We start from the raw sequence: 23,156 nt of genomic DNA, 5'->3' as shown, positions 1-23,156 counted from the left end.
CCAATATTTAACTTGTGAAAGATACAATAAGCCCTGTTTTATTGACGAAAAAGTATGCAAAAACATCAATTTTTAAATAGCAAAAATAAATTACCTTTGCACCGCAATTTTTAAATAAGTAAAATGGCTTTGAAATGTGGTATTGTTGGTTTACCAAACGTCGGAAAATCAACACTGTTTAATTGTTTGTCGAGTGCAAAAGCGCAATCGGCAAATTTTCCTTTTTGTACAATCGAACCCAATTTAGGGGTGATAACTGTACCCGACGAAAGATTAACAAAATTAGAGGAATTGGTAAAACCGCAACGTGTGGTTCCAACAACGGTTGAAATTGTTGATATCGCCGGGTTGGTTCGCGGGGCAAGTAAAGGAGAAGGTTTGGGAAATAAATTCCTGGGTAATATTCGCGAAACCGATGCGATTATTCACGTATTGCGTTGTTTCGAGAACGAAAATATTACGCACGTTGATGAAACTATCGATCCGGTGCGCGATAAGGAGACCATCGATATTGAACTTCAGCTGAAGGACCTGGAGACCGTTGAAAGCCGCATTGCCAAAGTTGAAAAACAGGCCCGTACCGGAAACGATCCGGAAGCCAAACGTATGTTCCGCATTCTTTCAAAATACAAAGAGGTGTTGATGGAAGGAAAATCGGCACGTACTGTTGAGGTTGATCCATCGGATGCTGCAGCTGTAAAAAGCCTTGAATTGCTGACCAACAAACCGATACTGTATGTTTGTAATGTTGACGAACCTGCCGTGGTTAAAGGAAATGCCCACGTTGAAGCCGTAAAAGAAGCCATAAAAGACGAGAATTCGGAAATGCTGATGATTGCAGCAGCAACCGAAGCTGATATTGCCGAGTTGGATGATTTTGAAGAGCGCCAAATGTTTTTGGATGATCTTGGATTAAAAGAAGCCGGAGTTAGCAAACTGATTAAATCGGCTTACAAGTTACTTCAGCTGGAGACGTATTTTACCGCAGGAGTAAAAGAAGTTCGTGCATGGACCTACCATAAAGGAAGTAAAGCACCACAGGCTGCGGGAGTAATCCACTCGGATTTTGAGAAAGGATTTATTCGCGCCGAGGTGATTAAATACAACGACTTTGTAACGTTAGGATCGGAACTGGCCTGTAAAGAAGCCGGTAAAATGTCGATCGAAGGAAAAGAGTATGTCGTAAACGATGGCGATATAATGCACTTCAGGTTTAATGTATGAAAGAGTCTGAAGTCGGGAGACCGAAGTCGGAAGAAAAATAAAAGGCGTGAAAGAATATTCTTTCACGCCTTTTATTGTATACTCCTTTATGGAGAGCTTAAAAGCGTTGTTTTACTTTTGTGGTTGAACGTCGCTTAAGTCTTTTACAATACCGTTTTTGTCAACTTTAATTACAACGTCTTTTGCAATTTCCAGTTGAATGGCTGTTTCTTCAATCTTTACAACTTTTCCGTAAATACCACCGGTGGTAACTACTTTGTCGCCTTTTTGCAAGCTTTCGCGAAACTTACGGGTTTCTTTCTGGCGTTTTACCTGAGGGCGGATCATAAAAAAGTAAAATACTACGATGATCAGCAACAATGGCAAAAAGCTCATTAAAGGATTGGCATCAGCACCATCTTGTGGCTGCATCATTAATAAAATCGAATTCAACATGTCTATAATTTTTAATATTTAATATCAATAAGTTCGTTCTCAACCTGGGCAAAAATAGCTAAATGTTTTAATTCTTTGCTATTTCCAAGTACTTCAATTGTTTTGTATTCTCTTCCAACCAATCCGGCAGTGTTAAATTCAACTTCAATTAAAGCGTTTTCTCCGGGTTTTACGGGCTGCCTGTTAAAGTGTGTGGTTACGCAGCCACAGTCGGTTTCAAGGCTCTCGATTACAAAATCGTTATTGCCGGTGTTGGTTAAAACAAAGGTGTGTAAAACAATTTCGCCGGCTTTTAATTGCCCAAAATTATGAATGGCTTCATCAATTGAAATTTCGGTTAGTGCCAATTTTTCAGTTGTTTGTTTTTGATCGTTACTGTTGCTTTTGCTGGCTTCGCACGAAACCAATACAATCATCAAAAATATGAATGCCAGTTTGTACATTATTCGCCAATCAATCCGCGTCCTTGTTTACTGATTTTTTCGGTGCTTTTTAAGTCTTTCAGCGTTTTATCCAAAATACCGTTAATAAAATTACGGCTCTTTTCGGTGCTGTAAAACTTCGATAGCTCGATGTATTCATTCAAGGTCACTTTTGTAGGAATAGTGGGGAAATACAGGAACTCGGTAATGGCCAGTTGCATAATTAAAATGTCCATAAAAGCAATGCGTTCCACATCCCAGTTGCGCGAGTGTTCCTTAATCAACTCACGTAATTCGTTGTGATTAATGATGGACTTACGCAAAAGATCTTTAGTAAAATCGCGGTCTTCCTGGTCTTTATACATTGGCATCAGCGACTGATCCGAATCTGAAAGTTCGTTAAAACGACGCAAAGTTTTAGCGATCATCGAAATCACAAATTCTACATCGTCGTTCCAGTAAATACTTTGCTCTTCAAGCACCATGTACAGGTCTTCCGAAATAAGGATAATCTTATTAAAAAGTTTCTCAATAAATTTGCGGTCGTCCATGTACGAGCGGTTTTTGTCGGCCATATACTCCTGGTACATATCCGATTCGATCATCATCAGGTACAATTCCTTGATGAGTTCAGGATGATCTTTCCAACTCAGTTTTTTCTGATCCAGGTAGGTGTTCAGTTTGTTGTTTTTACGCAACTGATCGATAACCTGGTTGGTTATAAACTTGGTGTTCGGATTCAGATCTTCGTGGGTTGGCTGATGTTTATTTCTTCTGATTTCGATACGGCCCTCTGCATAGTCTGCAATTTCGGGTACCAGCGCCAGCAGGTAGTGGTAAAGGTCGTAAGCTTTGTGGATACAAAAGAACAATTCTTTCTCTGTGTTGTTGATCGATTTCTCGTCGGTGGAGTAGTAGGCGTACAATACTTGTAAGACCTTTGTGCGGATAATCCTTCTGCTAATCATTTTTAATGAACTTCGTATAATTTCGATGCAAAATTACATCTTTTTTTGAATCCCTGCACAGAAAAGAAAGCAATTGCAGAAAGTTAAATCAATTGTTCTTTTAAATGCCGTACGAAATTTAGAAGACTACAATTGTTAATGCCGATAATACAACAGAATAGCAGGCAGAACAAGGTGAATGCAGGCTATAATTTGTTGTTTCACCGGTATTATTTTAATGTGAAGGAAGTGAATGCTGATGACCTTGATTGAGCAGATTTGCGCAGGTAGAGATGGGCAGAGCGAAAAGGCATGGTTGTAATAGAAGGATATCATCTTTCCGAAAAGATGACATCCTTTGTGTGTTCGGAGGTGTTAAACGTCTTCCGCAGCCTTCAAAAGTATTCTTATATATATTACGGTAGTTTTTCAGTCGTGCTTTGTTTTTCCAGAAAACCTAGCGGCCGCAGTTTTTTATTCCGTCGGCAATGTCACTCACTTTGTAAGGCTACACGTACTATTTGCGGTAAAAAGAAGGATATTGGTTGTTAAATCGGAAACCAAGACCAATCATCAGAAAATTTGGCATATGAAAATCTTTAATGCTGTAGCCAATATGCACAAACGAGTTGCGGGTAATTTCTGTTTTCAGTGCTATAATCTGGTAAAAAGCTTTTAAATCGCCTTTGCTGTACAGGAAACTTTTACCCACGCCCAGTCCAACGGTAAAATAGGGCATAACATATTCGGCACGGCCCGATATTCCCAAAGCCAGTTGCTCATCGAGTGGCGGTTTAAAAAACTCCTGTTCGGTACCTGCAATGTAATCCTGGGTGTAAACATTGGCGCTTCCGTCGTAAAATCCGTCGAGCGATACCCCAAGGCGAAGTTTATAGCCAAAATTATACATGGGCGCAAAACAAAATCCCATTACCGGGTAAGCCACGGGCGATGCAACTTGCGCATCCAGAAAATCAACGCCGGTACGTCGCCACGAGCCAAACATAACCAAGTCGTAGCTGATGTGCCGTTTAAATGTCGGAATAAATAAGTCCGACGGGCGAATTTGCGGCTCACTTTTGCGCGCGAAACTATACAGTACTCCGGCTTTTAAGGCAAGCGTATTAAGCCCGGCATTGGGGAACTTGGTATTGCCGTTTGAAAAATGGGTGATCGATAAACCGGTATCAAAATTCAAGCGCTCGGAAAGCAACCAGCTAAAATAAAAGTTGGTGTTGATGTAGGCATTTGCTTTCGAACCGATTACCGTATTGCCTGGGTTTGTTTCACGATTGTAAGGTTTCCATCCCAAAGATAATCCAAAGTTCCACTCGTAATTTAACGATAGTTTTGGGTTGATCTGGCTTATTTGCGCCCCCTGAAACAGGTAAAATACAAATGGGGTTCCCAGTTCCTGACTATGACTTAAATTGTAAGCCACCAGTCCAATTCCCTGGTATGGTTTGGCATAAATTTTATCGGCCAGGGTATTCGGGAAAAAGCGGAAAGAATATTTTAGATGTGTTGAAAAAGACGAGCGGACGGGCTGTGATGTGCTATTCTCTCCTTTAAAATACGGATTGGTTGGCAAAATATAACCGGGCCGTATTTCGACTCCGAGGCGGTGTATAATGGGCGTTGAAAAAAACAGGGAGTCGAATAATTCAGAAGGATCACTGTTGTTTTCCCGTAGTGTGATTGCCGTACTTCCTTCGGTTGAGGTACCTAAACTCTGCGCACTGGCAATAGCTGAAATGAAAAGCAAAATCGTTAAAACCCATACTATTTTCCAATGTATTTTTTCGCCTTTCATATTACATGCAAATCTGTTTGTTCAATCCCGATGGGAATCTGAAGGAGGCAAATATACTTTTTTATTTATTGAATATATCGGAAGCCGAAGTCGCGAAGTCGATTACAATGTGGAATTTGTTGAGTCATTCTTAGAGCTGTCGGAAAATTCTTTGTTTGAAAATGTTATTGTATCGTCATCATTTTCCTCATCCTCGTCGGGCTCGTCTTCCCAATCGAATTTTTCACGGCGAACGATGTATTTGCGGTAATAAAAGGCCAATGCCACACCAAATATAGCTCCCGATAAATGGCCTTCCCACGAAATTTCGGGGCGAATGGGCAACAATCCCCAAACAAGTCCGCCATAAAGAAAAACCACAATTGCCGAAAGCGTAAGCAAACGCACATCGGAGCGAATAATTCCGCTAACAAAATGAAAGGCTGCCAGCGCATAAACAACACCGCTGGCGCCGATGTGCCAGGCTTCGCGGCCCATAAACCAGGTGCTGATACCCGATAAAATATACAGCAGAAAAAAGATGCGGTACGAAATACGGCGATAAAAGTAAATGAGCATAAAACCCAGTATAAAAAAGGGCAGCGAATTGGAAATTAAGTGGCTGAAATCGGAATGAATAAAAGGGGAGAAGAGAATTCCCTGCAGCCCGTTTATGTGCCGCGGGAAAATACCAAATTCCACAAAACTCAATCCTGAGCTTAGTTCTACTATTTTAACTATCCATAACAACAATACAAACAGCGCCGGAAACAGCAGGCTATGGAAAAAGATCTTCTTTTCCATCTCCGGATCCAGGTTTTTCGGGTTGCTTGGATAGTATCTGAATAGTGGCATATAAGTGTTTACTTTAAAATATTTCTTGTAATACACACTTCGACTCCGCGCAGGATGACGATCAGGCCGAGTGGAGTCGAAGCCTCATTGTAATAACGAAATTAATTCAGCAACTCCTTAATCAATTCCACAAACGCATAAATTTCATCTTCGGTGGTGTCAAACGAAGTCATCCAGCGCACTTCCGAGTTTATTTCGTCCCACGTATAAAAAAAGAACCGTTCGCGCAGTGGCTCGATAATTTCTTTTGGAACGATAGCAAAAACACCATTTGCCGAAACCGGTTGAGTAATTTTTATCTGCGGAATTTTGGCCACTTCAGCTTCCAGCAATTTGGCCATTTTATTGGAATGCGATGCTGTTTCTTTCCAAAGATCGTTCTCGAGGTAGACAATAAACTGTGCACCCACATAACGCATTTTCGAGTACAGCTGCATACTTTGTTTGCGAAGATATTTGGTTTGTTTTGTCAAATCCGGATTAAAAAACAAAACTGCTTCACCCATCATCATTCCGTTTTTTGTGCCTCCAAACGACAGAACATCAACACCACAATCTACTGTAAACTCACGAAAATCCATGTCGAGCGCAATGGCAGCATTGGAAATCCGGGCACCGTCCATGTGCAAATACATTTGGTGTTTATGCGCCAGATCGGCCAGTGTTTTTATTTCACCGGGCGAGTACACCGTTCCCATCTCAGTAACTTGCGAAATAGAAATTACCTTGGGTTGCGAGTGATGTTCAAAATCAAAACCTTTTAAATGTGGCAATACTGCTTCGGAAGTAACTTTTCCGTTCACCGGCTCTACAGGAATGAGTTTGCAGCCGGTAAATTTCTCAGGTGCTCCACATTCGTCTTCCTGAATATGCGCGGTTTCGGCGCAAATTACCGAGTTAAAACTTTGGGTAAGCGTTGATAAACTCAGCACATTGGCGCCGGTGCCGTTAAAAACAAAAAATACCTCGGTGGCGGCACCAAACTTCTCTTTAAAAATGTCGATGGCTTTAGCCGTAAACGGGTCGTTGCCATAACCCACAACGTGTCCGTGGTTGGCATCTTCCATAGCCCTTAAAATGGACGGATGAACGCCTGAATTATTATCGCTTGCAAATCCTTTAAACATATGGTTGTTTATTTGTAATTTTATGTCAATTGTCGTACGAATTAAGTAAGAAAAAACTAAATATTATATGGATCAGCCAATTCCTTTAGCTCAAAAGATTTATTTTCTAGGTATTCATCCTGAAAAAGGTGGAATTCGGTCGGGGTCAGTCTCGGCAATGCACTTTGTTGTTATCGGAACACTTCTGATGGATTTGTACCTGCAGAAGAAAATTAAATTTGAAGAGAAACGGGTGATTGTACTTTCCACGAAATCGGATAATGAATTACATCGGTTTGTGCTGGGAAAAATGAACCAGGTTAAATCGCCAAAAAAGATTTCGACCTGGATTAGTAAACTCAATTACTCGCAGAAATTCATCAGAAGTGAAGTACAAAAAGGATTAGTAGCCAAACGACTGATACGATTGGAAGAAAAGCAGTTTTTGTTTTTCAAATGGAAAAAGCCGGTTATTTTGAATAAGCAGGTGCTGTACCGAATGATATCGGAAATTGATAATCAAATTTTTAAAGGAACTACAGCCGAGGATGAACTGATCTTTCTGTCGTTTTTGGAACCGGCAGCCATGTTACGAATGATCTATCAGGACCGGAGAAAACGGAAACAGGCCCGGGAACGCCTAAAACAAATGAGGATTAAAAACCAGGTGTCGGGTGCGGTTGCCGATGCTATTGCTGCATCTCAAGCCATTGCCGCCTCGGTGGCTGCAAGTGCCGCTGCAACTGCTGCTGCCAGAAGTTAATTTACACCATGGAAAAGCTGAAAAAAATAGTACTAATTATTGCCGGACCGGGTGTTCTGTTTGTTGAACTGGTGGCCTTGTTCATTCATTTATTTACGTCTGTTAATGCGCGTCCGTGGCTAATCGGCGGTCTGATCGTTTTTTTTGTGGTTTTCATTCCGCTGTACAGTTACGAGTATTTCAGGCAGGAATTTGGCAAGACCGATAAGAAATCGATCAGTTTTAATAAAAACAAAAGCCGCACCGAATGGCGGGGCGGGAATATTCACGGAAAAGTACCAACGAAGACTAAGGCTCCTGGCAAATACTTTAACAAAAATTCTACTCGTTAAGCCAGTTGATGATTTTATCGCATAACGGACTTTTGGTCGGGCGCACAAAATCAACCACTTTCCCTTCTTCGTCAATCATAAACTTTTGAAAGTTCCACCAGACTTTTGCATCAAGTGTGCCATTCTCTTCGCTGTTCATTAACCAACGGTAAACCGGCGGAGGATTGTCTTTTATCGCTATTTTTTCCATTAGCGTAAAACTGATGTGGTATTGGGTGCAGAATGTTTTTATGGTTTCGTTGTCGCCCGGTTCCTGTTTCCCAAAATCGTTACACGGAAATGCAACAATTTCAAAATCATCACCACCATATTCTTCGTAAAGTTCCTGCAATTTTTCGTATTGCGGTGTTAACATACATTCCGATGCTGTATTTACGATCAGCACTTTCTTGCCTTTTAAGCTTGAAAAATGCAGGGTGTCGCCATCAATTGTTGGGGCCGAAAAGTCGTATAAGGTTTTATATTGGGCGGCAACCGAAGTGGTGCAAAAGAGCAGAACAAAAAAGATATATTTTCTCATGGTAATTAAGCTTTTCACTATCAAACTGTTCTAACCTGAAAAATTCTACAAATTTTTCACACAAAATGTTGACGATTGAAAATCAGAAGAGTATGTTTCGGTGGGCAATAAATACGTTGATTTTCAATGTCAAGGTTAGCCCTGACAAATAATTGTTTATCAATTATTTCGTCAGCCCTACGGGTGATTAATTCAATTAATCAGGCTAAAAGTAAGGCTTTCGATGTTAATAAAAAAACACTGCTAAAAAGCCATATTTAATTATCTTTGGTCAACTTCTAAAGTGACTATGGAGAATTTTATTGTATCAGCACGAAAATACAGACCGGACTCGTTTCAGACGGTTGTTGCACAAGCATCGATTACCAACACGCTAAAGAATGCCATTAAGAGCAATCAGTTGGCGCATGCCTATTTGTTTTGCGGGCCGCGTGGTGTGGGGAAAACAACTTGTGCGCGTATTTTTGCCAAAACAATAAACTGCACCAACCTTACCGACGAGACTGAAGCATGCAACACATGCGAGTCGTGTACTTCGTTTAACAGCAGCCGTTCGTTTAATATTCACGAATTGGATGCCGCTTCGAATAACTCGGTCGACGATATCCGGAACCTGACCGACCAGGTGCGTGTACCGCCTCAAATGGGGAAGTACAGCGTATATATCATCGATGAGGTTCACATGTTGTCGTCGCAGGCTTTTAACGCTTTCCTGAAAACGCTGGAGGAGCCGCCAAAACATGCCATTTTTATTTTGGCTACCACCGAAAAACATAAGATCATTCCAACCATTCTTTCGCGTTGTCAGATCTTTGATTTTAACCGCATTGGCGTATCCGATATTTCAGAGCATTTGGAATATGTGGCGAAAAGTGAAAGTGTTGAAGTGGAAGGCGAAGGATTGAATATTATTGCGCAAAAAGCCGACGGCGCCATGCGTGATGCACTTTCAATTTTCGACCAGATAGTAAGTTTCTCAGGAAAAAAGATTACCTATCAGGATGTAATTACCAACCTGAATGTGTTGGACTACGATTACTATTTCCGTTTGGTTGACGAGTTTCTGAAAAACAATGTAACCGAGGTATTGGTGATTTTCAACGATATCCTGAACCACGGTTTCGACGGGCATCATTTTATTACCGGGCTGAGTAGCCATTTCAGAGATTTGCTGGTATGTAAAGATCCGGTAACGATACAGCTGCTGGAAGTTGGTGGCGATATAAAAGAACGCTATCGTGCTCAGGCCGCAGCCACCGAAAGCGACTTCCTGCTGGATGCGATGCAAATTGCCAACACCTGCGATATACAGTACAAAACAAGCCAAAACAAACGTCTGCTTATTGAGCTGGCTTTGATTCGGATAGCACAGCTAACCTTAAAAAAAAAATAGCTGAAGGTCAGGATGACATCCTGGAACCCATTTTTTCGGGCATAAACCTGCCCGACGAAAAGCTTGTTGCTCAACCCAAAAGTCAGCCGGTTAAAATACCACAACAGAATACTCAACCGGAACAAGCGGTAAGTTCAACACCGGCAACACCACCAAAAAGATTAGTAAAACGTTCGGGCCGCGGACTTGGAACAACCTCGATAAAAAGAGCACTGAAAGGTGATTTTGATGATGAGAACAAACAATTGTCGGCGAAAGAGCAGTTTAAATTGTATTCAAAAGCTGATGAAACCGAACCGTTTACGGCCGAACAGCTGGAAGAAAAGTGGAAAGCATTTTTGCCACGTCTGGATGATCGTCCGAGTTTGAAAGCCACCTTGTCGATTTTACCAACAATTCAGGAAGACTGGAGTTTGTTGCTGGAAGTGGATAACCGTATTCAGGATGAGTTACTGGTAAATATTAAGCCGGAATTGGTTTCGTACCTGCGCAAAGAATTACGCAACTCGAAGATTGGCCTAAAAACGGTGGTTTCAGATATTGTGCGTGAGAAAGTGATTTATTCCGATATTGAAAAGTACCAGGAAATGGCCAAAAAGAATCCAAACCTGGCCTTACTGAAACGAACTTTAAACCTTGATTTTTAAGGCGACAGACGTTTAATTTTCCATTCGTTTTCAACTAACTCATAAACAATACGGTCGTGCAGGCGGCTTTCGCGGCCCTGCCAAAATTCCATTTTTACCGGACGAACCAGGTAACCTCCCCAATTCTCCGGGCATTCAGGATGGTCGCCCTGTAAGGCATTTTGTAAGGATCGGTATTGTTCTTCAAGTTTACTTCGGGAGGTTAATGTGGCACTTTGAGCCGAAGCACAAGCTGCAATCTGACTTTCCAAAGGGCGCGATTTAAAATACTGTACCGATGCTTCTCTTGATGTTTTTTCGGCAACGCCGTCAATACGCACTTGTCGCTCCAATTCGGGCCAAAAGAAATGAAGACCAACCTTGTTGTTCTTTTCAATGGCCTTTCCTTTTTGGCTGTCGTAATTGGTGAAGAAGGTAAATCCATCCACCGAAATATCTTTCAACAGCACAATTCGTGATTGGGGAAAAGCACCGGTTTCTGCAGTAACCAGGCTCATCGCCGAAAAATCGTTTACGTTGGCACGTTGCGCGTCGTTGAGCCATTCTTTAAACTGATCGATTGGGGAAGCAGCCACACTTTGTTTGGTGAGTGCTGCAAATCGGTATTCTCTTCTTATGCTATCTAATTTCATAGTCTTGCGCGGTTTTTTTTTGATTTCTGATTGTTTTTGCAAAGCCTAAAATCGTTTGTCAGCATAACCCCAAACACCATATTTTGTTTACACATTGTCGTATCACTGAACCATTTATTTATGCCATTGTTTTTAAATAAAAGACTATGAGGTCTTTTAAAATGTGAAAATTCCTGTCTTCAACCGGCAGGACTACAAAACCGTTTTTAATTTAAATTATAGCCGTATGAAAAAATTAGCTTTTATTTTAGGAATTCTACTGAGTGTGAATATTGCTTATGCCGGAGACGGTAAACAGTTGGCAATTGGCGATAAAGCTGTTCATACCGATGTAAAAATGAAAGATGTATCAGGAGCTGAAATATCCTTGAGTGATGCCAGTAAGGAAAATGGACTTTTAGTAATGTTTTCGTGTAATACTTGTCCGTTTGTTGTGGCCTGGGAAGATCGTTTTAACGAAGTGAAAGAGTGGGCCGACAACAATGAGGTTGGTATGATCGTGTTAAACTCGAATTATCAGGAACGCGACGGAGCCGATAGTTTTGATGAGATGAAAAAAAAGGCGGAAGCCGAAGGATACAACTTTAATTACGTAGTTGATAAGGACAGTAAAATTGCAAATGCTTTTGGAGGGCAAACAACGCCGCATGTATTTTTATTTGATGGCGATATGAAACTGGCCTACAAAGGGGCAATTGATGATAATTACAAAGATGCTGAAGGCGTTAAACAAGCGTATTTGAAAGAAGCTCTTGTAAGTTTGGGAAACGACAAAAACATCGCTATTGCCGAAACAAAACCTTTGGGATGCGGAATTAAGCGAAAAGTAGATTAGTTATAGTTTTGATTATAAATTGTAGAAACTCTCGTCTGTAATGGACGGGAGTTTTTTATTTCTCAAAGAAACTGAAATTTACTTTGCCGTAAGTTCGCAGCTCTTTAAAACAGGTATGCGATGAGAAATCAAATTCTTTTGGATGCTCCAGAATAAACAGACCGTCCGGTGCTAAAATGTCGGTATTTAACACAGCATCCGGTACTTCTTTAAACTTCGGGTGATCGAATGGAGGGTCGGCAAAAATAATATTAAAGCTGTCGGGTGTTTTTTGCACAAACTTAAATGCATCGGCCTTAAAAACCTTCGCGTTGCTTATTTTAAGGGCGTCTATTACCTCCAAAATAAATTTATAGTGTGGGAAGTGCGTTTCAACCAGTGTGGCGCTTAAACAGCCTCTGCTCAAGAATTCGTAACCCATACTTCCTGTTCCCGAAAACAGATCCAGAATATTTTTATTCGAAAACTCATAACGGTTTTCAAGAATATTAAACAAGCCTTCTTTTGCAATGTCGGTTGTTGGCCGGGCTTTAAATTTTTTGCCCGGGTGAAAAATCCTTCCTTTAAATTCGCCTCCGATTATTCTCATATGAACTACAAAAATAGACTAATATTTTTTGTAATAAGCACTTTGTCGATAAATGGAGGTACGGCAATTTCGGCATTTATTAATGCTGGTTGCGAAAAATGCTTTTGCAATACATCCTCTAATCCGGCATGGGCTTTTGTATTTCCTGCAAACTGCACCGTAATATCTTTGGCCGAAATACCAAACTGGCGCAAAACAGTTAGTACAAAATACACCACATCGTTGGGGTGTTTAAAACTAAAATTATTGATCAGCTTCAATTCGTTCTGGCCAAACAGGGCCAGCGAAAAATGATCGGTACCAAAAAGAAGCAGAAGTTTTGGAGCAGCCTCCGAAATGCTTGTTTGCTCAATTATTCGATACAAAGGGTGAATAATTTGTGCTGAAGGTAAACGTTTGTTTAGTGCCTGCTGAAAACTCTCCGGAATGGCAAAAAGCAATTCTCCGTTTACTCCGGCAATTTTGTTGTTCATCCAGTTGGCCTGCTCGTTCTGCTCAAAAAGCAGTGGAGTGATATTTTGGTCAATGTTATCCTGATAGAACTGTTCCGGAATCAATGTGAAATTTCGGGAATGGTAAACAAGGAAAATTTTGTGGTAGTTATTTTGAAGAATAGTTTCTTCTGCAAACAACGATTCAAAATGCCTGGCCAATAAATTTGCGTTACTTATTTTCAGGGCAATATCCTTAAAGTAGAGCAATTTTCTTTGATTGGGGCAAACAATAGAAAAAGAAAATCCATTCAGGCTAGCCTGAATGGATAATATTTTTTCACCGGTAGTTTCCGGCTGAAACGTTTCGTCTACAAATTCATGCATGGTTTATTCCCAGTTACCCGCATTATTGTTTGTTTCTTCTAACGAACCAACTCGTAAACCAGGATATTTTTCGTTTGTTCTGCGCTGATCGTTAAGGTTGATGACCAATTGCTCATCTAAGCCTCTTAGAATAACGTTGTTATGTGCTTTTGCTTCAAAAACAGGAACCTTGATACCAGAACCGGTAGTAATGATTGTTGCTCCCAGGTGGAACTCAGTAGGTTCGCCAGGAACAGGAACATAACGCAAACTATTTGCATCGTATTCACCACCAAAAAGTGCATCGATTACTCCAATTTTAATCGTATCACGAATGATAAGTCCCATTTCAATTGCTTTTTTCTCAGTAATTTTGGCTTCGATCATACTGTCAGTCAATTCGCCGATAGCTCTTACGTTTCTTACCGAGTCGTTTGAAACGAAGCTGATTAATGTATCCCAGCTTCCTGTAAACTGACCATAAATATCTTTGTAGGCCAATTCCGCTTTACGAATATCTTTTAACTTTGCAACGGTTGCTTCGTAACGCGCATCTTTAGCTTTTTCAAAATCAATTGGGCGCTGAATACTTTGATAGATTAAATAGGTAAGCACAACGGCTACAAGGAAAAGTACAATCTGAATTACGGTTCTCATTTTTATTTTTTTATAAGTTCATTTTTCGTTTGCCTGCAAATTTAAAAAAAAAAATAAATTAGTTTCTTTTACCCTGTGTTATTTTAGCTGCTATGATCAAAAATCACTTAAAAGCCATATTAACTGAAAAACTGGGCTTTCCGCCAACAAATTGTCAAGCTCGTTTAATCGACAATTTAGCCGAATTTATCTCCGCTTCAGAGCCCGATCGGATAATGTTGATAAAAGGCTATGCCGGAACGGGAAAAACAACCATGCTTTATTCTTTGACACAATGTTTGCTCTCCCTCAAAATTCGTTCCGTTTTAATGGCGCCAACCGGTCGCGCGGCAAAAGTTATGGCCTCATACTCCGGTATGCCTGCTTTTACCATCCATAAAAAAATATACAGGCAACAGTCGGCATCAGACGGAATGGGGCGTTTTGTGCTAAATAAAAATATGTATAAGAATACCTACTTTATTGTTGACGAGGCTTCGATGATTTCGAACGAAATGAGTGAGAACGCTGTTTTTGGCAGCGGGCGTTTGCTTGATGATTTGCTTCAGTATGTTTATTCGGGCGAAAATTGCCATCTGGTTTTGGTTGGAGATACCGCACAGTTGCCGCCAGTTGGTTTAAATATCAGTCCTGCTTTGGAAGCGTTTAGTTTGGAGCAATATGGTTTTTCGGTTACCGAAGTGGAACTGAAAGAAGTGGTTCGTCAGGCAGAAGGATCAGGAGTATTATCGAATGCCACCGAAATGCGAAATATTATTGCCGAACAGCATTACGAAGGTTTTTTCCCGATAGAAACTAAAAGCTTTCCGGATGTTGAACGTATATCGGGAGGAGAGTTGATTGAAACCATTTCATCGTGTTACGATAAATACGGTTTTTTTGATACTACTGTGGTTACCCGTTCGAATAAACGCGCTAATCTGTTTAATAAAGGAATACGGGGTTCCATTCTGTATAAAGAGAATGAAATTGAGCGGGGCGATTTAGTGATGGTCGTAAAAAACAACTATTTCTGGCCCGGCGAGGATGATAAACTTGATTTTATTGCCAACGGCGATATTGCCGAAATCATATCGATTTACGGATACGAAGAATTGTACGGATTCCGGTTTGCTGATGTGTGTTTGCGTTTTGTTGACTACGAAGATGTTGAACTCGACTGTAAAATCTTTTTGGAGACACTGAGTATTGAAACGGCCTCTTTTTCGTCGGAGCGGAACAGAGAGTTATTCAATGCCGTTTCTGAAGATTACCAGGATGTCCGTAACAAAAAAGAGCGTTGGAAAAAGATTAAAGAGAATCCGTATTTTAATGCTTTGCAGGTGAAATATGCTTATGCTTTAACTTGCCATAAAGCGCAGGGTGGGCAGTGGAAGGCTGTTTTTGTCGATCATGGTTACCTGGTGGAAGATATGCTGGATACGGAGTATTATCGTTGGTTATACACGGCTTTTACGCGCCCAACAGAAAAACTATATTTAGTAAATTTCGATAAAGGATTTTTCGAAGGGGAAGAATAAATCTAAATAATGTATTTCTTTCCTTCAATGGCCAATTCTGTATTCTTAAAAACTTCCCGGGCTTCGGTTTTAAAATTCTCGAGCTTTTTAAACCGGCTTGAAAAATGACCGATCAACAGTTTGGAAGCGTTACTAATTTTTGCCATTTCTGCGGCCTGGCGGGCAGTGGAGTGGAGTGTTTTTTCTGCCAGATCTTTTAGCTCTTCCAAAAATGTAGCTTCGTGGTACAACAAGTCCACACCACTAATAATTTCTGCAATTGGCGGATGAAAAGCAGTGTCGGTGCAAAATGCATACGATTTTGGTTTTGGTGGGGGAGTTGTCAGTTTTTCGTTTGGAATTAATCTTCCGTCTTCCGTTTCAAAATCGGCTCCCGCTTTAATATCCTTAATTTTTGCAAGAGGGATATTGTAGGCCTTAATCATTTCCTTTTTAATATTGGCTTGTTTGGGCTTTTCACGGAACAGGAAGCCAACAGTTGGAATGCTGTGTTTTACCGGAAACGAAAGTACTTCGATGTTTTTATTCTCGAATACTGTTTGCCGTTTTTTCAGGTTTAGCGGATGAAAAATGGGTTTTATGCTCATTTCTCCGCGAATAAAATCGAGTTGAGGCTGGATGAGCGTTTTTAATTCCGATGGGGCATAAATGTGCACATCGCTTTTTACCCCCAGCAGATTCATAGTCGATAACAAACCAATTAATCCGTAGTAATGGTCGCCATGTAAATGCGAAATAAAAATATGCCTGATTTTGCTGAAACTGATCTTGTTTCTGCGCAGTTGTATTTGGGTTCCTTCACCACAGTCGATTAAAAAACAACGCCCAGGTACATCAAGTACCTGGGCTGTTGGATATCTGTTTGAAGTCGGTAATGCTGAATTACTACCCAGTATGGTTAATTCGAAAGACATTCTGTAATTACAGGTTTTCTTTCTTCTCCAACAATTCCTCTGCTTGCTTAACCGTATCAGTAATTAACAACACGGTATGAAGCATCGAAATCTTTACCAGGTTTTCTACATCGGGCTGCAAACCGCAAAGGATAAAAGTACCTATTGCGTCTTCGCATAACCGGTTGGCGACTAAAACTGATCTCAAACCTGATGAGTCGCAGTAAGCAACGCTACTCAGGTCAAGAACGATGTTTTTTTCACCATTGTTATTAATAACTACAAGCTCCGATTTCAAGTCGGGCGCATTATTGGTGTCTAATCTGTCGGTGTTTACCTTTACTAAGGTATACTTCTCGTTTTTTCGAATTTCGAATGCCATGCTTCAATTTACGAAAATCAAATTAAATTCACCAAGTGCTTATTTGTCTTTTTTCTCTTCTTGCTCCATTTGCTTCTTCAGCGCAGCCAAATCGCTTACGTCGCCAAGAGTAGTTTTTTCGATGTTATCGCTAACAGTTTTCATGGCGCGCTTGTTAGTGCTCTTCTGAGCTTTACGCTGCTCGCCTTCTGCTGCACGTTTCACATCTTCGAAAATACGTGAGTGAGAAACAATGATTCGTTTAGCCGACTTGTTGAACTCGATAACTTTGAAATCAAGTTTTTCGTCTTGCTTAACTGAAGAACCGTCTTCTTTCACCAGGTGACGAGGAGTTGCGAATCCTTCAACACCGTATGGAAGTGCAATTACAGCACCTTTGTCCATCAACTCAACCACAGTTCCTTCGTGGATTGAATCGGCAGTGAAAATTGTTTCGAATACATCCCATGGATTTTCTTCCAGTTGTTTGTGTCCTAAACTTAAACGACGGTTTTCTTTGTCGATGTCAAGTACTACAACTTCAATTTCTTCACCAATTGCAGTGAATTCTGATGGGTGCTTGATCTTTTTCGTCCAGCTCAGGTCTGAAATGTGAATCAAACCGTCAACACCTTCAGTAATTTCTACAAATACACCGAAGTTAGTGAAGTTGCGCACTTTTGCAGCGTGCTTGCTTCCAACAGCGTATTCAGTATCAATTTTCGACCAAGGATCTTCTTTCAGTTGTTTAATACCCAACGACATTTTGCGTTCGTCGCGGTCTAATGTAAGAATTGCTGCTTCAACTTCGTCGCCAACGCTTAAGAAGTCTTGTGCACTGCGCAGGTGCTGGCTCCAGCTCATTTCTGAAACGTGGATCAAACCTTCAACTCCAGGAGCAATCTCAACGAATGCACCGTAGTCGGCAATAACAACAACTTTACCTTTTACTTTGTCGCCAACTTTCAACTCTGAATCCAGGTTATCCCATGGGTGAGGAGTTAATTGTTTCAGACCAAGAGCAATACGTTTTTTGTCATCATCAAAATCAAGGATAACAACGTTCAGTTTCTGGTCTAATTCAACGATCTCGCTTGGGTGAGAAATACGTCCCCAAGACAAGTCAGTGATGTGGATCAATCCGTCAACACCACCAAGGTCCATAAATACACCGTATGAAGTAACGTTTTTAACGGTTCCTTCCAATACCTGACCTTTTTCAAGTTTAGCGATAATTTCTTTTTTCTGTTGCTCAAGCTCAGCCTCGATAAGTGCTTTGTGAGAAACAACAACGTTACGGTATTCGTGGTTGATTTTAACAACTTTGAATTCCATTGTTTTACCAACGTATACATCGTAATCGCGGATAGGTTTAACATCAATTTGCGAACCTGGCAAGAATGCTTCAATACCAAATACGTCAACGATCATACCACCTTTAGTACGACACTTGATGTATCCTTTGATGATTTCATCGTTTTCAAGCGATTCGTTAACACGCTCCCATGAACGAGTTGCACGCGCTTTTTTGTGCGAAAGGATCATCTGTCCTTTTTTATCTTCAAGACTTTCGATGTAAACATCTACTTTGTCGCCTACTTTCAACTCTGGATTGTAGCGGAATTCGTTCAAGCTAACAATACCGTCCGACTTGTAACCTATGTCAACAACTACTTCGCGTTTGTTTAACGAAATAACTTTTCCTTCCAGAACTTCTTTTTCTGTAACGGTGTTTAGTGTGTTGTTGTAAAGATCTTCAAGGCTGCCACGTTCTTTTTCAGAATAGGCATCTCTTCCTTCTTCCAGGCTGTCCCAATCGAAATCAGCATCTGCTTCAGCTGTTGTTTCAACGGCCTTTTTTTCTTTTTTTGCTTCTGCTTTAGGAGCTTCCGCTTTTTCTTCAGCTGCAGTCTCTTCAACCGGAGCTTCTGTAGTTTCTGCAACTACTTCATTTTTTTCGTCTTGAACAGGAGTTTCTGCTACTTCTTGTTCAAGCTCTTTTTTCTTCTCTTCTGTCATGTAATTTTAATTAAATTAATGAGTTAGACTTTATATTTGTTAAAATTTGCGCGCGCAAAATTATAACTAAATTCAATTAAAACAAAAGATTCGTGTTATTTTATTGAAATAGAGCAAAATTGGGCTGTTTTTTAGCTTTAAATGCCCTTTGATTAACATAGTTTAGTTTTATGCCCTTATTTTGGATTGCATTCCGATTTTCTTTTATTTACTTTTGAAGCCTGATAAAATGAGTCCTCTTTTCATAATCATTAAAAAGTTGGGAAATAGGAAATCAGACAAGCTATAGAACGAATAAACCATATAATATGAAGGGAATAATTTTAGCCGGCGGTTCAGGAACCCGTCTTTATCCAATTACACGATCAATTTCAAAACAAATAATTCCGGTTTACGATAAACCAATGATTTATTACCCGCTGTCGGTTTTAATGCTGGCAGGAATTCGTGAGATATTAATTATATCAACACCCGAAGATATTGGTTTGTACGAGAAATTATTTGGCGACGGTTCGCAACTGGGCTTGAAGCTGGCGTATAAAATTCAGCCATCGCCCGATGGTTTGGCACAGGCATTTATCCTTGGCGAAGAATTTATTGGTGATGATAACGTAAGTATGATTTTGGGCGACAATATATTTTATGGTTATAAATTCAGAAAAATACTGGAACAGGCTGCCACACTTGAGGACGGTGCAACAGTGTTCGGGTATTATGTGAATGATCCGGAGCGCTACGGAGTTGTTGAATTTGATGATGCAGGTAAAGTAATAAGTATCGAGGAAAAACCGGATGAGCCAAAATCGAATTATGCGGTAACCGGCCTTTATTTCTATTCGAATGATGTGGTTGAAAAAGCGAAAGGATTAAAACCATCAAAACGTGGAGAGCTTGAGATTACGGATTTGAATCGTATTTATCTTGAAGAGAACCGTTTGAACGTGAAACTGCTTAGCCGGGGATTTGCCTGGCTGGATACCGGAACACACGACAGTTTATTGCAGGCTTCTAATTTTATATCAACAATTGAGCAACGGCAGGGCCTGAAAGTTTCGTGCATTGAAGAAATTGCATGGAAAAAAGGCTATATCAGCACCGAACAATTGATTGATTTAGCCAAACCACTCAGTAAAAATCAATACGGCGAATATTTATTAAAAATCGCCAGCAAAAAAGCATTTACATTTTAATTAACGAATGAATATAGTAGAGACGGGAATCCCCGGACTGGTTGTTATTGAGCCGCGGGTGTTTGAAGATGACAGAGGGTATTTTTTCGAAACATTTCAGCAGGAAAGGTACCGCGAGGCAGGAATTGAAAGACCATTTATACAAGATAATGAATCACGATCGGTAAAAGGAGTTGTCCGGGGTTTGCATTTCCAATTGGGTGATGCGGCACAAGCCAAGCTGGTGCGCGTTATACAGGGAAGTGTTTATGATGTAGCCGTTGATTTACGCAAAGGATCACCGACTTTTGGAAAGTGGTTTGGAGTGGAATTGAACGAAAATAATAAGAAACAGTTATATGTGCCGCGTGGTTTTGCTCACGGTTTCTCGGTTTTAAGCGAAACAGCTATTTTTACCTACAAATGTGATAACTTATACAATCGCGATGCCGAAAGTTCAATTAACCCGTTTGATAAAACATTGGGAATCGACTGGCAGGTAAAAGAAGAGGAAGCCTTGGTTTCTGAGAAAGACAAAAACGCTCCGGCGTTTGAAAAGGCTCAAATGAATTTTGTGTATTAACAACAATGAAGATATTAATAACAGGCGCTTACGGACAACTGGGGAACGAATTAAAAGTACTCAGTAAAAATTACCCCAAATGGGAATTTGTTTTTACTGATGTTGATTCGTTGGATATTACGGATGAAGATCAGGTAAAAAGTTACTTTGCCGACAACAATTTTGAGCTGGTAATTAATTGTGCCGCTTACACTGCTGTAGATAAGGCCGAGTCGGATTTTGAAACGGCACAAAAAGTAAATGCATTGGCTCCAAAGCTGCTTGCAAAATACTCGAAAGCTGTTGGTGCAAAGTTGATTCATGTTTCAACCGATTATGTTTTTGCCGGCGATGCACATCTTCCTTATGAAGAGACTGATGTAGTTGCGCCAAACGGAGCGTACGGAAAAACAAAGCTGGAAGGTGAGCAAAACTGCCGGGCTGAGAATCCGGAAACGGTGATCATCAGAACGGCTTGGTTGTATTCAACCTTCGGAAATAACTTTGTAAAAACCATGTTGCGCCTCGGAAAAGAGCGAGGAGAATTGGGCGTGGTTTTCGATCAGGTAGGATCGCCGACTTATGCCGCCGATTTGGCTGAGGCAATTTTAGAAATAGCCGAAAGTAAAGAGTTTGTGCCGGGTGTCTATCACTATTCCAACGAAGGAGTGGCCAGCTGGTACGATTTTGCTTTGGCAATTTTCGAACTCTCGGGAGTGGACTGTAAAGTTAAACCGGTACTCTCGGAGAATTTTCCGACACCGGCAAAACGACCGGCCTACAGCGTGCTGAATAAAGCAAAAATAAAAGAAACTTATCACCTGGAAGTTCCGTATTGGCGTGATAGTTTAAAAATCTGTATAAAACATCTAGAAAGAGAATAATCATGGAAAATCAAGAATTGATGGAAGTAAGAGCGAAAGCGCAGGAATGGCTTTCGGATACTTACGATGAAGAAACAAGAGCTCAGGTTCAGGCATTGCTTGATGCTGAAGACCCGACAGAGCTGATTGATTCTTTTTACCGCAGCCTGGAGTTTGGTACCGGCGGTCTTCGCGGCATTATGGGCGTTGGAACCAACCGCATGAATATTTACACCGTTGGTGCAGCCACCCAAGGATTAAGTAATTATCTGAAGAAGAATTTCGCTGATCTTGATGAAATAAAAGTGGCGATTGGTCACGATTGCCGGAACAACAGTCGTTTGTTCTCTGAAACCAGTGCAAAGATTTTTGCCGCCAATGGAATTAAAGCGTACTTATTCGACGATTTGCGTCCTACACCGGAGCTTTCATTCGCCATTCGTGAGTTGGGCTGCCAGAGTGGTATTATTCTTACCGCATCGCACAACCCAAAAGAATACAACGGCTACAAAGCGTATTGGGAAGATGGTTCGCAGATTGTTGGCCCACACGATGTAAACATCGTTAACGAAGTGGCCAAAATTAAACCTGAGGACATTAAGTTTGACGGTCCCGACGAGTTGATCGAAATTCTGGGAGAGGAGATGGATAACAAATTCCTTGCAGAGGTTAAAAAGGTTTCCATTTCACCTGACGTGGTTGAGCGCCACAAAGACATAAAAATCATATATACGCCAATTCACGGAACAGGAGTGAAATTAATTCCTGCCGCCTTACGCGAATTTGGTTTTACCAACATCATAAATATTCCTGAACAGGATGTGGTTAGCGGCGATTTCCCAACAGTGGTTTCGCCAAACCCGGAAGAACCTGCGGCTATGGAAATGGCAATGAAAAAAGCCGCCGAAATTGATGCGGATGTTGTTATGGCTTCCGATCCCGATTCAGACCGGATTGGTGTTGTTGTAAAAGACGATAAAGGCGAATACATCATTATAAACGGTAATCAAACAGCGCTGCTTTTCTTCTATTACATCATTGTAAAAATGAAGGAAGCAGGCAAGTTGAAAGGGAATGAGTTTGTAGTAAAAACCATCGTTTCTACCGAAATGATTGCTGAAGTTGCCCGCCGAAATAACATCGAATATTTTGACGTATACACCGGATTTAAATTTATTGCCGAAGTAATTCGCGATAACGAAGGTGTGAAAAAATACATCGGTGGTGGCGAGGAAAGTTTTGGTTTTATGCCTTCTGACTTTGTTCGCGACAAAGATGCCGTTTCTGCATGTGCTTTAATGGCAGAGATCACTGCATGGGCAATCGATCAGGGCAAAACATTGTACGAACTGTTGCAGGATATTTATCTGGAATATGGTTTCTCGCGCGAGAAAATGAAATATGTGGTTCGTAAAGGAAAATCGGGTGCCGAAGAAATTCAGCAGATCATGACGAAATTCCGCAACGATCCGCCAAAAGAACTGGGTGGTTCGCCAATGGAGTGGGTAAAAGATTATTCTACATTAGTTGCGAAAAACCTGATTACCGGCGAGGAAAAGAAAATCGATCAGAAAATTACTTCAAACGTGTTGCAGTTCTTTACACAGGATGGAACAAAAATTTCGGTTCGTCCATCGGGAACAGAGCCTAAAATTAAGTTCTATTTTGAAGTAACCGGCGAACTGAAATCGCGTGAAGATTTTGATGCAGAAGAGCAAAAAGCCGATGCCAGGATCGATGCCATAATGGAAGAACTGGGATTGTAAATTGTGATAAACGCTAAGCGGTTCAAAACCGCTTGGCGCATGAATAATAAAATACCT

The 23,156-nt window shown here is 40.8% G+C and carries 25 protein-coding genes; 11 read left to right on the top strand and 14 right to left on the bottom strand.

Going from position 1 to position 23,156, the window contains the following annotated elements:
- Positions 1-123 precede the first annotated feature (123 nt).
- Positions 124-1,224: a redox-regulated ATPase YchF gene (ychF, locus tag LH29_RS21375; RefSeq protein ID WP_045033364.1), complete on the top strand. Its 1,101-nt coding sequence runs from the start codon at positions 124-126 to the stop codon at positions 1,222-1,224.
- 111 nt (positions 1,225-1,335) lie between these two features.
- Here ychF and yajC read toward each other — a convergent pair whose 3' ends face one another.
- From yajC to LH29_RS21345, 6 genes are all read right to left on the bottom strand, one after another.
- A complete protein-coding gene (gene yajC / locus LH29_RS21370; protein ID WP_045033363.1) occupies positions 1,336-1,659 on the bottom strand; it encodes a preprotein translocase subunit YajC in 324 nt (107 codons plus the stop codon).
- 11 nt (positions 1,660-1,670) lie between these two features.
- Positions 1,671-2,102, bottom strand: coding sequence for a DUF1573 domain-containing protein (locus LH29_RS21365; protein ID WP_045033362.1), 432 nt, complete (start codon positions 2,100-2,102; stop codon positions 1,671-1,673).
- Positions 2,102-3,049, bottom strand: a complete 948-nt coding sequence (nusB, locus tag LH29_RS21360; RefSeq protein WP_045033361.1) for a transcription antitermination factor NusB — start codon at positions 3,047-3,049, stop codon at positions 2,102-2,104. The genes LH29_RS21365 and nusB overlap by 1 nt, the downstream gene beginning before the upstream one ends.
- A gap of 496 nt (positions 3,050-3,545) precedes the next feature.
- Complete coding sequence (locus tag LH29_RS21355; RefSeq protein ID WP_045033360.1) at positions 3,546-4,841, bottom strand: acyloxyacyl hydrolase; 1,296 nt, start codon at positions 4,839-4,841, stop codon at positions 3,546-3,548.
- A gap of 102 nt (positions 4,842-4,943) precedes the next feature.
- Positions 4,944-5,675 carry a rhomboid family intramembrane serine protease gene (locus LH29_RS21350; RefSeq protein WP_157493789.1) on the bottom strand — a complete coding sequence of 244 codons (732 nt, stop codon included), beginning with the start codon at positions 5,673-5,675 and terminating at the stop codon, positions 4,944-4,946.
- A 101-nt stretch (positions 5,676-5,776) separates the two neighbouring features.
- Positions 5,777-6,802, bottom strand: coding sequence for a threonine aldolase family protein (locus LH29_RS21345; protein WP_045033359.1), 1,026 nt, complete (start codon positions 6,800-6,802; stop codon positions 5,777-5,779).
- Positions 6,803-6,869: 67 nt separating this feature from the next.
- Here LH29_RS21345 and LH29_RS21340 point away from each other — a divergent pair, with 67 nt between their 5' ends.
- Positions 6,870-7,544 carry a GOLPH3/VPS74 family protein gene (locus LH29_RS21340; RefSeq protein ID WP_045033358.1) on the top strand — a complete coding sequence of 225 codons (675 nt, stop codon included), beginning with the start codon at positions 6,870-6,872 and terminating at the stop codon, positions 7,542-7,544.
- Positions 7,545-7,552: 8 nt separating this feature from the next.
- Positions 7,553-7,876, top strand: a complete 324-nt coding sequence (locus tag LH29_RS21335) for a hypothetical protein (RefSeq protein WP_045033357.1) — start codon at positions 7,553-7,555, stop codon at positions 7,874-7,876.
- Here the strand turns inward: LH29_RS21335 and LH29_RS21330 are convergent.
- Positions 7,866-8,396 carry a glutathione peroxidase gene (locus LH29_RS21330; protein WP_045033436.1) on the bottom strand — a complete coding sequence of 177 codons (531 nt, stop codon included), beginning with the start codon at positions 8,394-8,396 and terminating at the stop codon, positions 7,866-7,868. The two genes, LH29_RS21335 and LH29_RS21330, sit on opposite strands and share 11 nt — an antisense overlap.
- Before the next feature lie 289 nt (positions 8,397-8,685).
- Here LH29_RS21330 and LH29_RS24375 point away from each other — a divergent pair, with 289 nt between their 5' ends.
- Together LH29_RS24375 and LH29_RS24370 are read left to right on the top strand one after the other, a co-directional pair.
- Positions 8,686-9,789, top strand: a complete 1,104-nt coding sequence (locus tag LH29_RS24375) for a DNA polymerase III subunit gamma/tau (protein ID WP_082063893.1) — start codon at positions 8,686-8,688, stop codon at positions 9,787-9,789.
- 245 nt (positions 9,790-10,034) lie between these two features.
- Positions 10,035-10,436: a hypothetical protein gene (locus LH29_RS24370; RefSeq protein ID WP_082063892.1), complete on the top strand. Its 402-nt coding sequence runs from the start codon at positions 10,035-10,037 to the stop codon at positions 10,434-10,436.
- Here LH29_RS24370 and pdxH read toward each other — a convergent pair.
- Positions 10,433-11,068: a pyridoxamine 5'-phosphate oxidase gene (pdxH, locus tag LH29_RS21320; protein ID WP_045033435.1), complete on the bottom strand. Its 636-nt coding sequence runs from the start codon at positions 11,066-11,068 to the stop codon at positions 10,433-10,435. The two genes, LH29_RS24370 and pdxH, sit on opposite strands and share 4 nt — an antisense overlap.
- A 226-nt stretch (positions 11,069-11,294) precedes the next feature.
- Here pdxH and LH29_RS21315 point away from each other — a divergent pair, with 226 nt between their 5' ends.
- Positions 11,295-11,903 carry a redoxin domain-containing protein gene (locus LH29_RS21315; protein WP_045033434.1) on the top strand — a complete coding sequence of 203 codons (609 nt, stop codon included), beginning with the start codon at positions 11,295-11,297 and terminating at the stop codon, positions 11,901-11,903.
- Positions 11,904-11,958: 55 nt separating this feature from the next.
- Here the strand turns inward: LH29_RS21315 and rsmD are convergent, their stop codons facing one another.
- Genes rsmD through LH29_RS21300 form a run of 3 tightly spaced genes read right to left on the bottom strand, consistent with a single transcriptional unit; the run spans position 11,959 to position 13,946 of the window.
- On the bottom strand, positions 11,959-12,492 hold the full coding sequence (gene rsmD / locus LH29_RS21310) for a 16S rRNA (guanine(966)-N(2))-methyltransferase RsmD (RefSeq protein ID WP_045033356.1): 534 nt from the start codon (positions 12,490-12,492) through the stop codon (positions 11,959-11,961).
- A 5-nt stretch (positions 12,493-12,497) separates the two neighbouring features.
- On the bottom strand, positions 12,498-13,310 hold the full coding sequence (locus tag LH29_RS21305) for a DUF3822 family protein (protein ID WP_045033355.1): 813 nt from the start codon (positions 13,308-13,310) through the stop codon (positions 12,498-12,500).
- 3 nt (positions 13,311-13,313) lie between these two features.
- Positions 13,314-13,946: a hypothetical protein gene (locus LH29_RS21300; protein ID WP_045033354.1), complete on the bottom strand. Its 633-nt coding sequence runs from the start codon at positions 13,944-13,946 to the stop codon at positions 13,314-13,316.
- Between the two features lie 92 nt (positions 13,947-14,038).
- Between LH29_RS21300 and LH29_RS21295 the strand changes: the two genes are divergently transcribed.
- Complete coding sequence (locus LH29_RS21295; RefSeq protein WP_045033353.1) at positions 14,039-15,466, top strand: ATP-dependent DNA helicase; 1,428 nt, start codon at positions 14,039-14,041, stop codon at positions 15,464-15,466.
- 2 nt (positions 15,467-15,468) lie between these two features.
- Here the strand turns inward: LH29_RS21295 and LH29_RS21290 are convergent, their stop codons facing one another.
- Genes LH29_RS21290 through rpsA form a run of 3 tightly spaced genes read right to left on the bottom strand, consistent with a single transcriptional unit; the run spans position 15,469 to position 18,739 of the window.
- Positions 15,469-16,380, bottom strand: a complete 912-nt coding sequence (locus tag LH29_RS21290; RefSeq protein WP_045033352.1) for a ribonuclease Z — start codon at positions 16,378-16,380, stop codon at positions 15,469-15,471.
- 7 nt (positions 16,381-16,387) lie between these two features.
- Positions 16,388-16,741, bottom strand: a complete 354-nt coding sequence (locus LH29_RS21285; protein WP_045033351.1) for an STAS domain-containing protein — start codon at positions 16,739-16,741, stop codon at positions 16,388-16,390.
- 39 nt (positions 16,742-16,780) lie between these two features.
- Positions 16,781-18,739, bottom strand: coding sequence for a 30S ribosomal protein S1 (rpsA, locus tag LH29_RS21280; RefSeq protein ID WP_045033350.1), 1,959 nt, complete (start codon positions 18,737-18,739; stop codon positions 16,781-16,783).
- 308 nt (positions 18,740-19,047) lie between these two features.
- Here rpsA and rfbA point away from each other — a divergent pair, with 308 nt between their 5' ends.
- Genes rfbA through LH29_RS21260 form a run of 4 tightly spaced genes read left to right on the top strand, consistent with a single transcriptional unit; the run spans position 19,048 to position 23,099 of the window.
- Positions 19,048-19,929, top strand: coding sequence for a glucose-1-phosphate thymidylyltransferase RfbA (rfbA, locus tag LH29_RS21275; RefSeq protein WP_045033349.1), 882 nt, complete (start codon positions 19,048-19,050; stop codon positions 19,927-19,929).
- Between the two features lie 7 nt (positions 19,930-19,936).
- Positions 19,937-20,491 (top strand): dTDP-4-dehydrorhamnose 3,5-epimerase, encoded by a 555-nt coding sequence (gene rfbC / locus LH29_RS21270; RefSeq protein WP_045033348.1) that lies wholly within the window; start codon positions 19,937-19,939, stop codon positions 20,489-20,491.
- Between the two features lie 5 nt (positions 20,492-20,496).
- Complete coding sequence (gene rfbD / locus LH29_RS21265) at positions 20,497-21,354, top strand: dTDP-4-dehydrorhamnose reductase (protein ID WP_045033347.1); 858 nt, start codon at positions 20,497-20,499, stop codon at positions 21,352-21,354.
- A 2-nt stretch (positions 21,355-21,356) separates the two neighbouring features.
- Positions 21,357-23,099 carry a phospho-sugar mutase gene (locus tag LH29_RS21260; RefSeq protein WP_045033346.1) on the top strand — a complete coding sequence of 581 codons (1,743 nt, stop codon included), beginning with the start codon at positions 21,357-21,359 and terminating at the stop codon, positions 23,097-23,099.
- The last annotated feature ends 57 nt before the right edge of the window (positions 23,100-23,156 follow it).

Origin of the sequence: Draconibacterium sediminis (assembly GCF_000949475.1) — a bacterium.
Lineage (GTDB): Bacteria > Bacteroidota > Bacteroidia > Bacteroidales > Prolixibacteraceae > Draconibacterium > Draconibacterium sediminis.
This window is presented reverse-complemented; position numbering and strand designations above follow the sequence as displayed.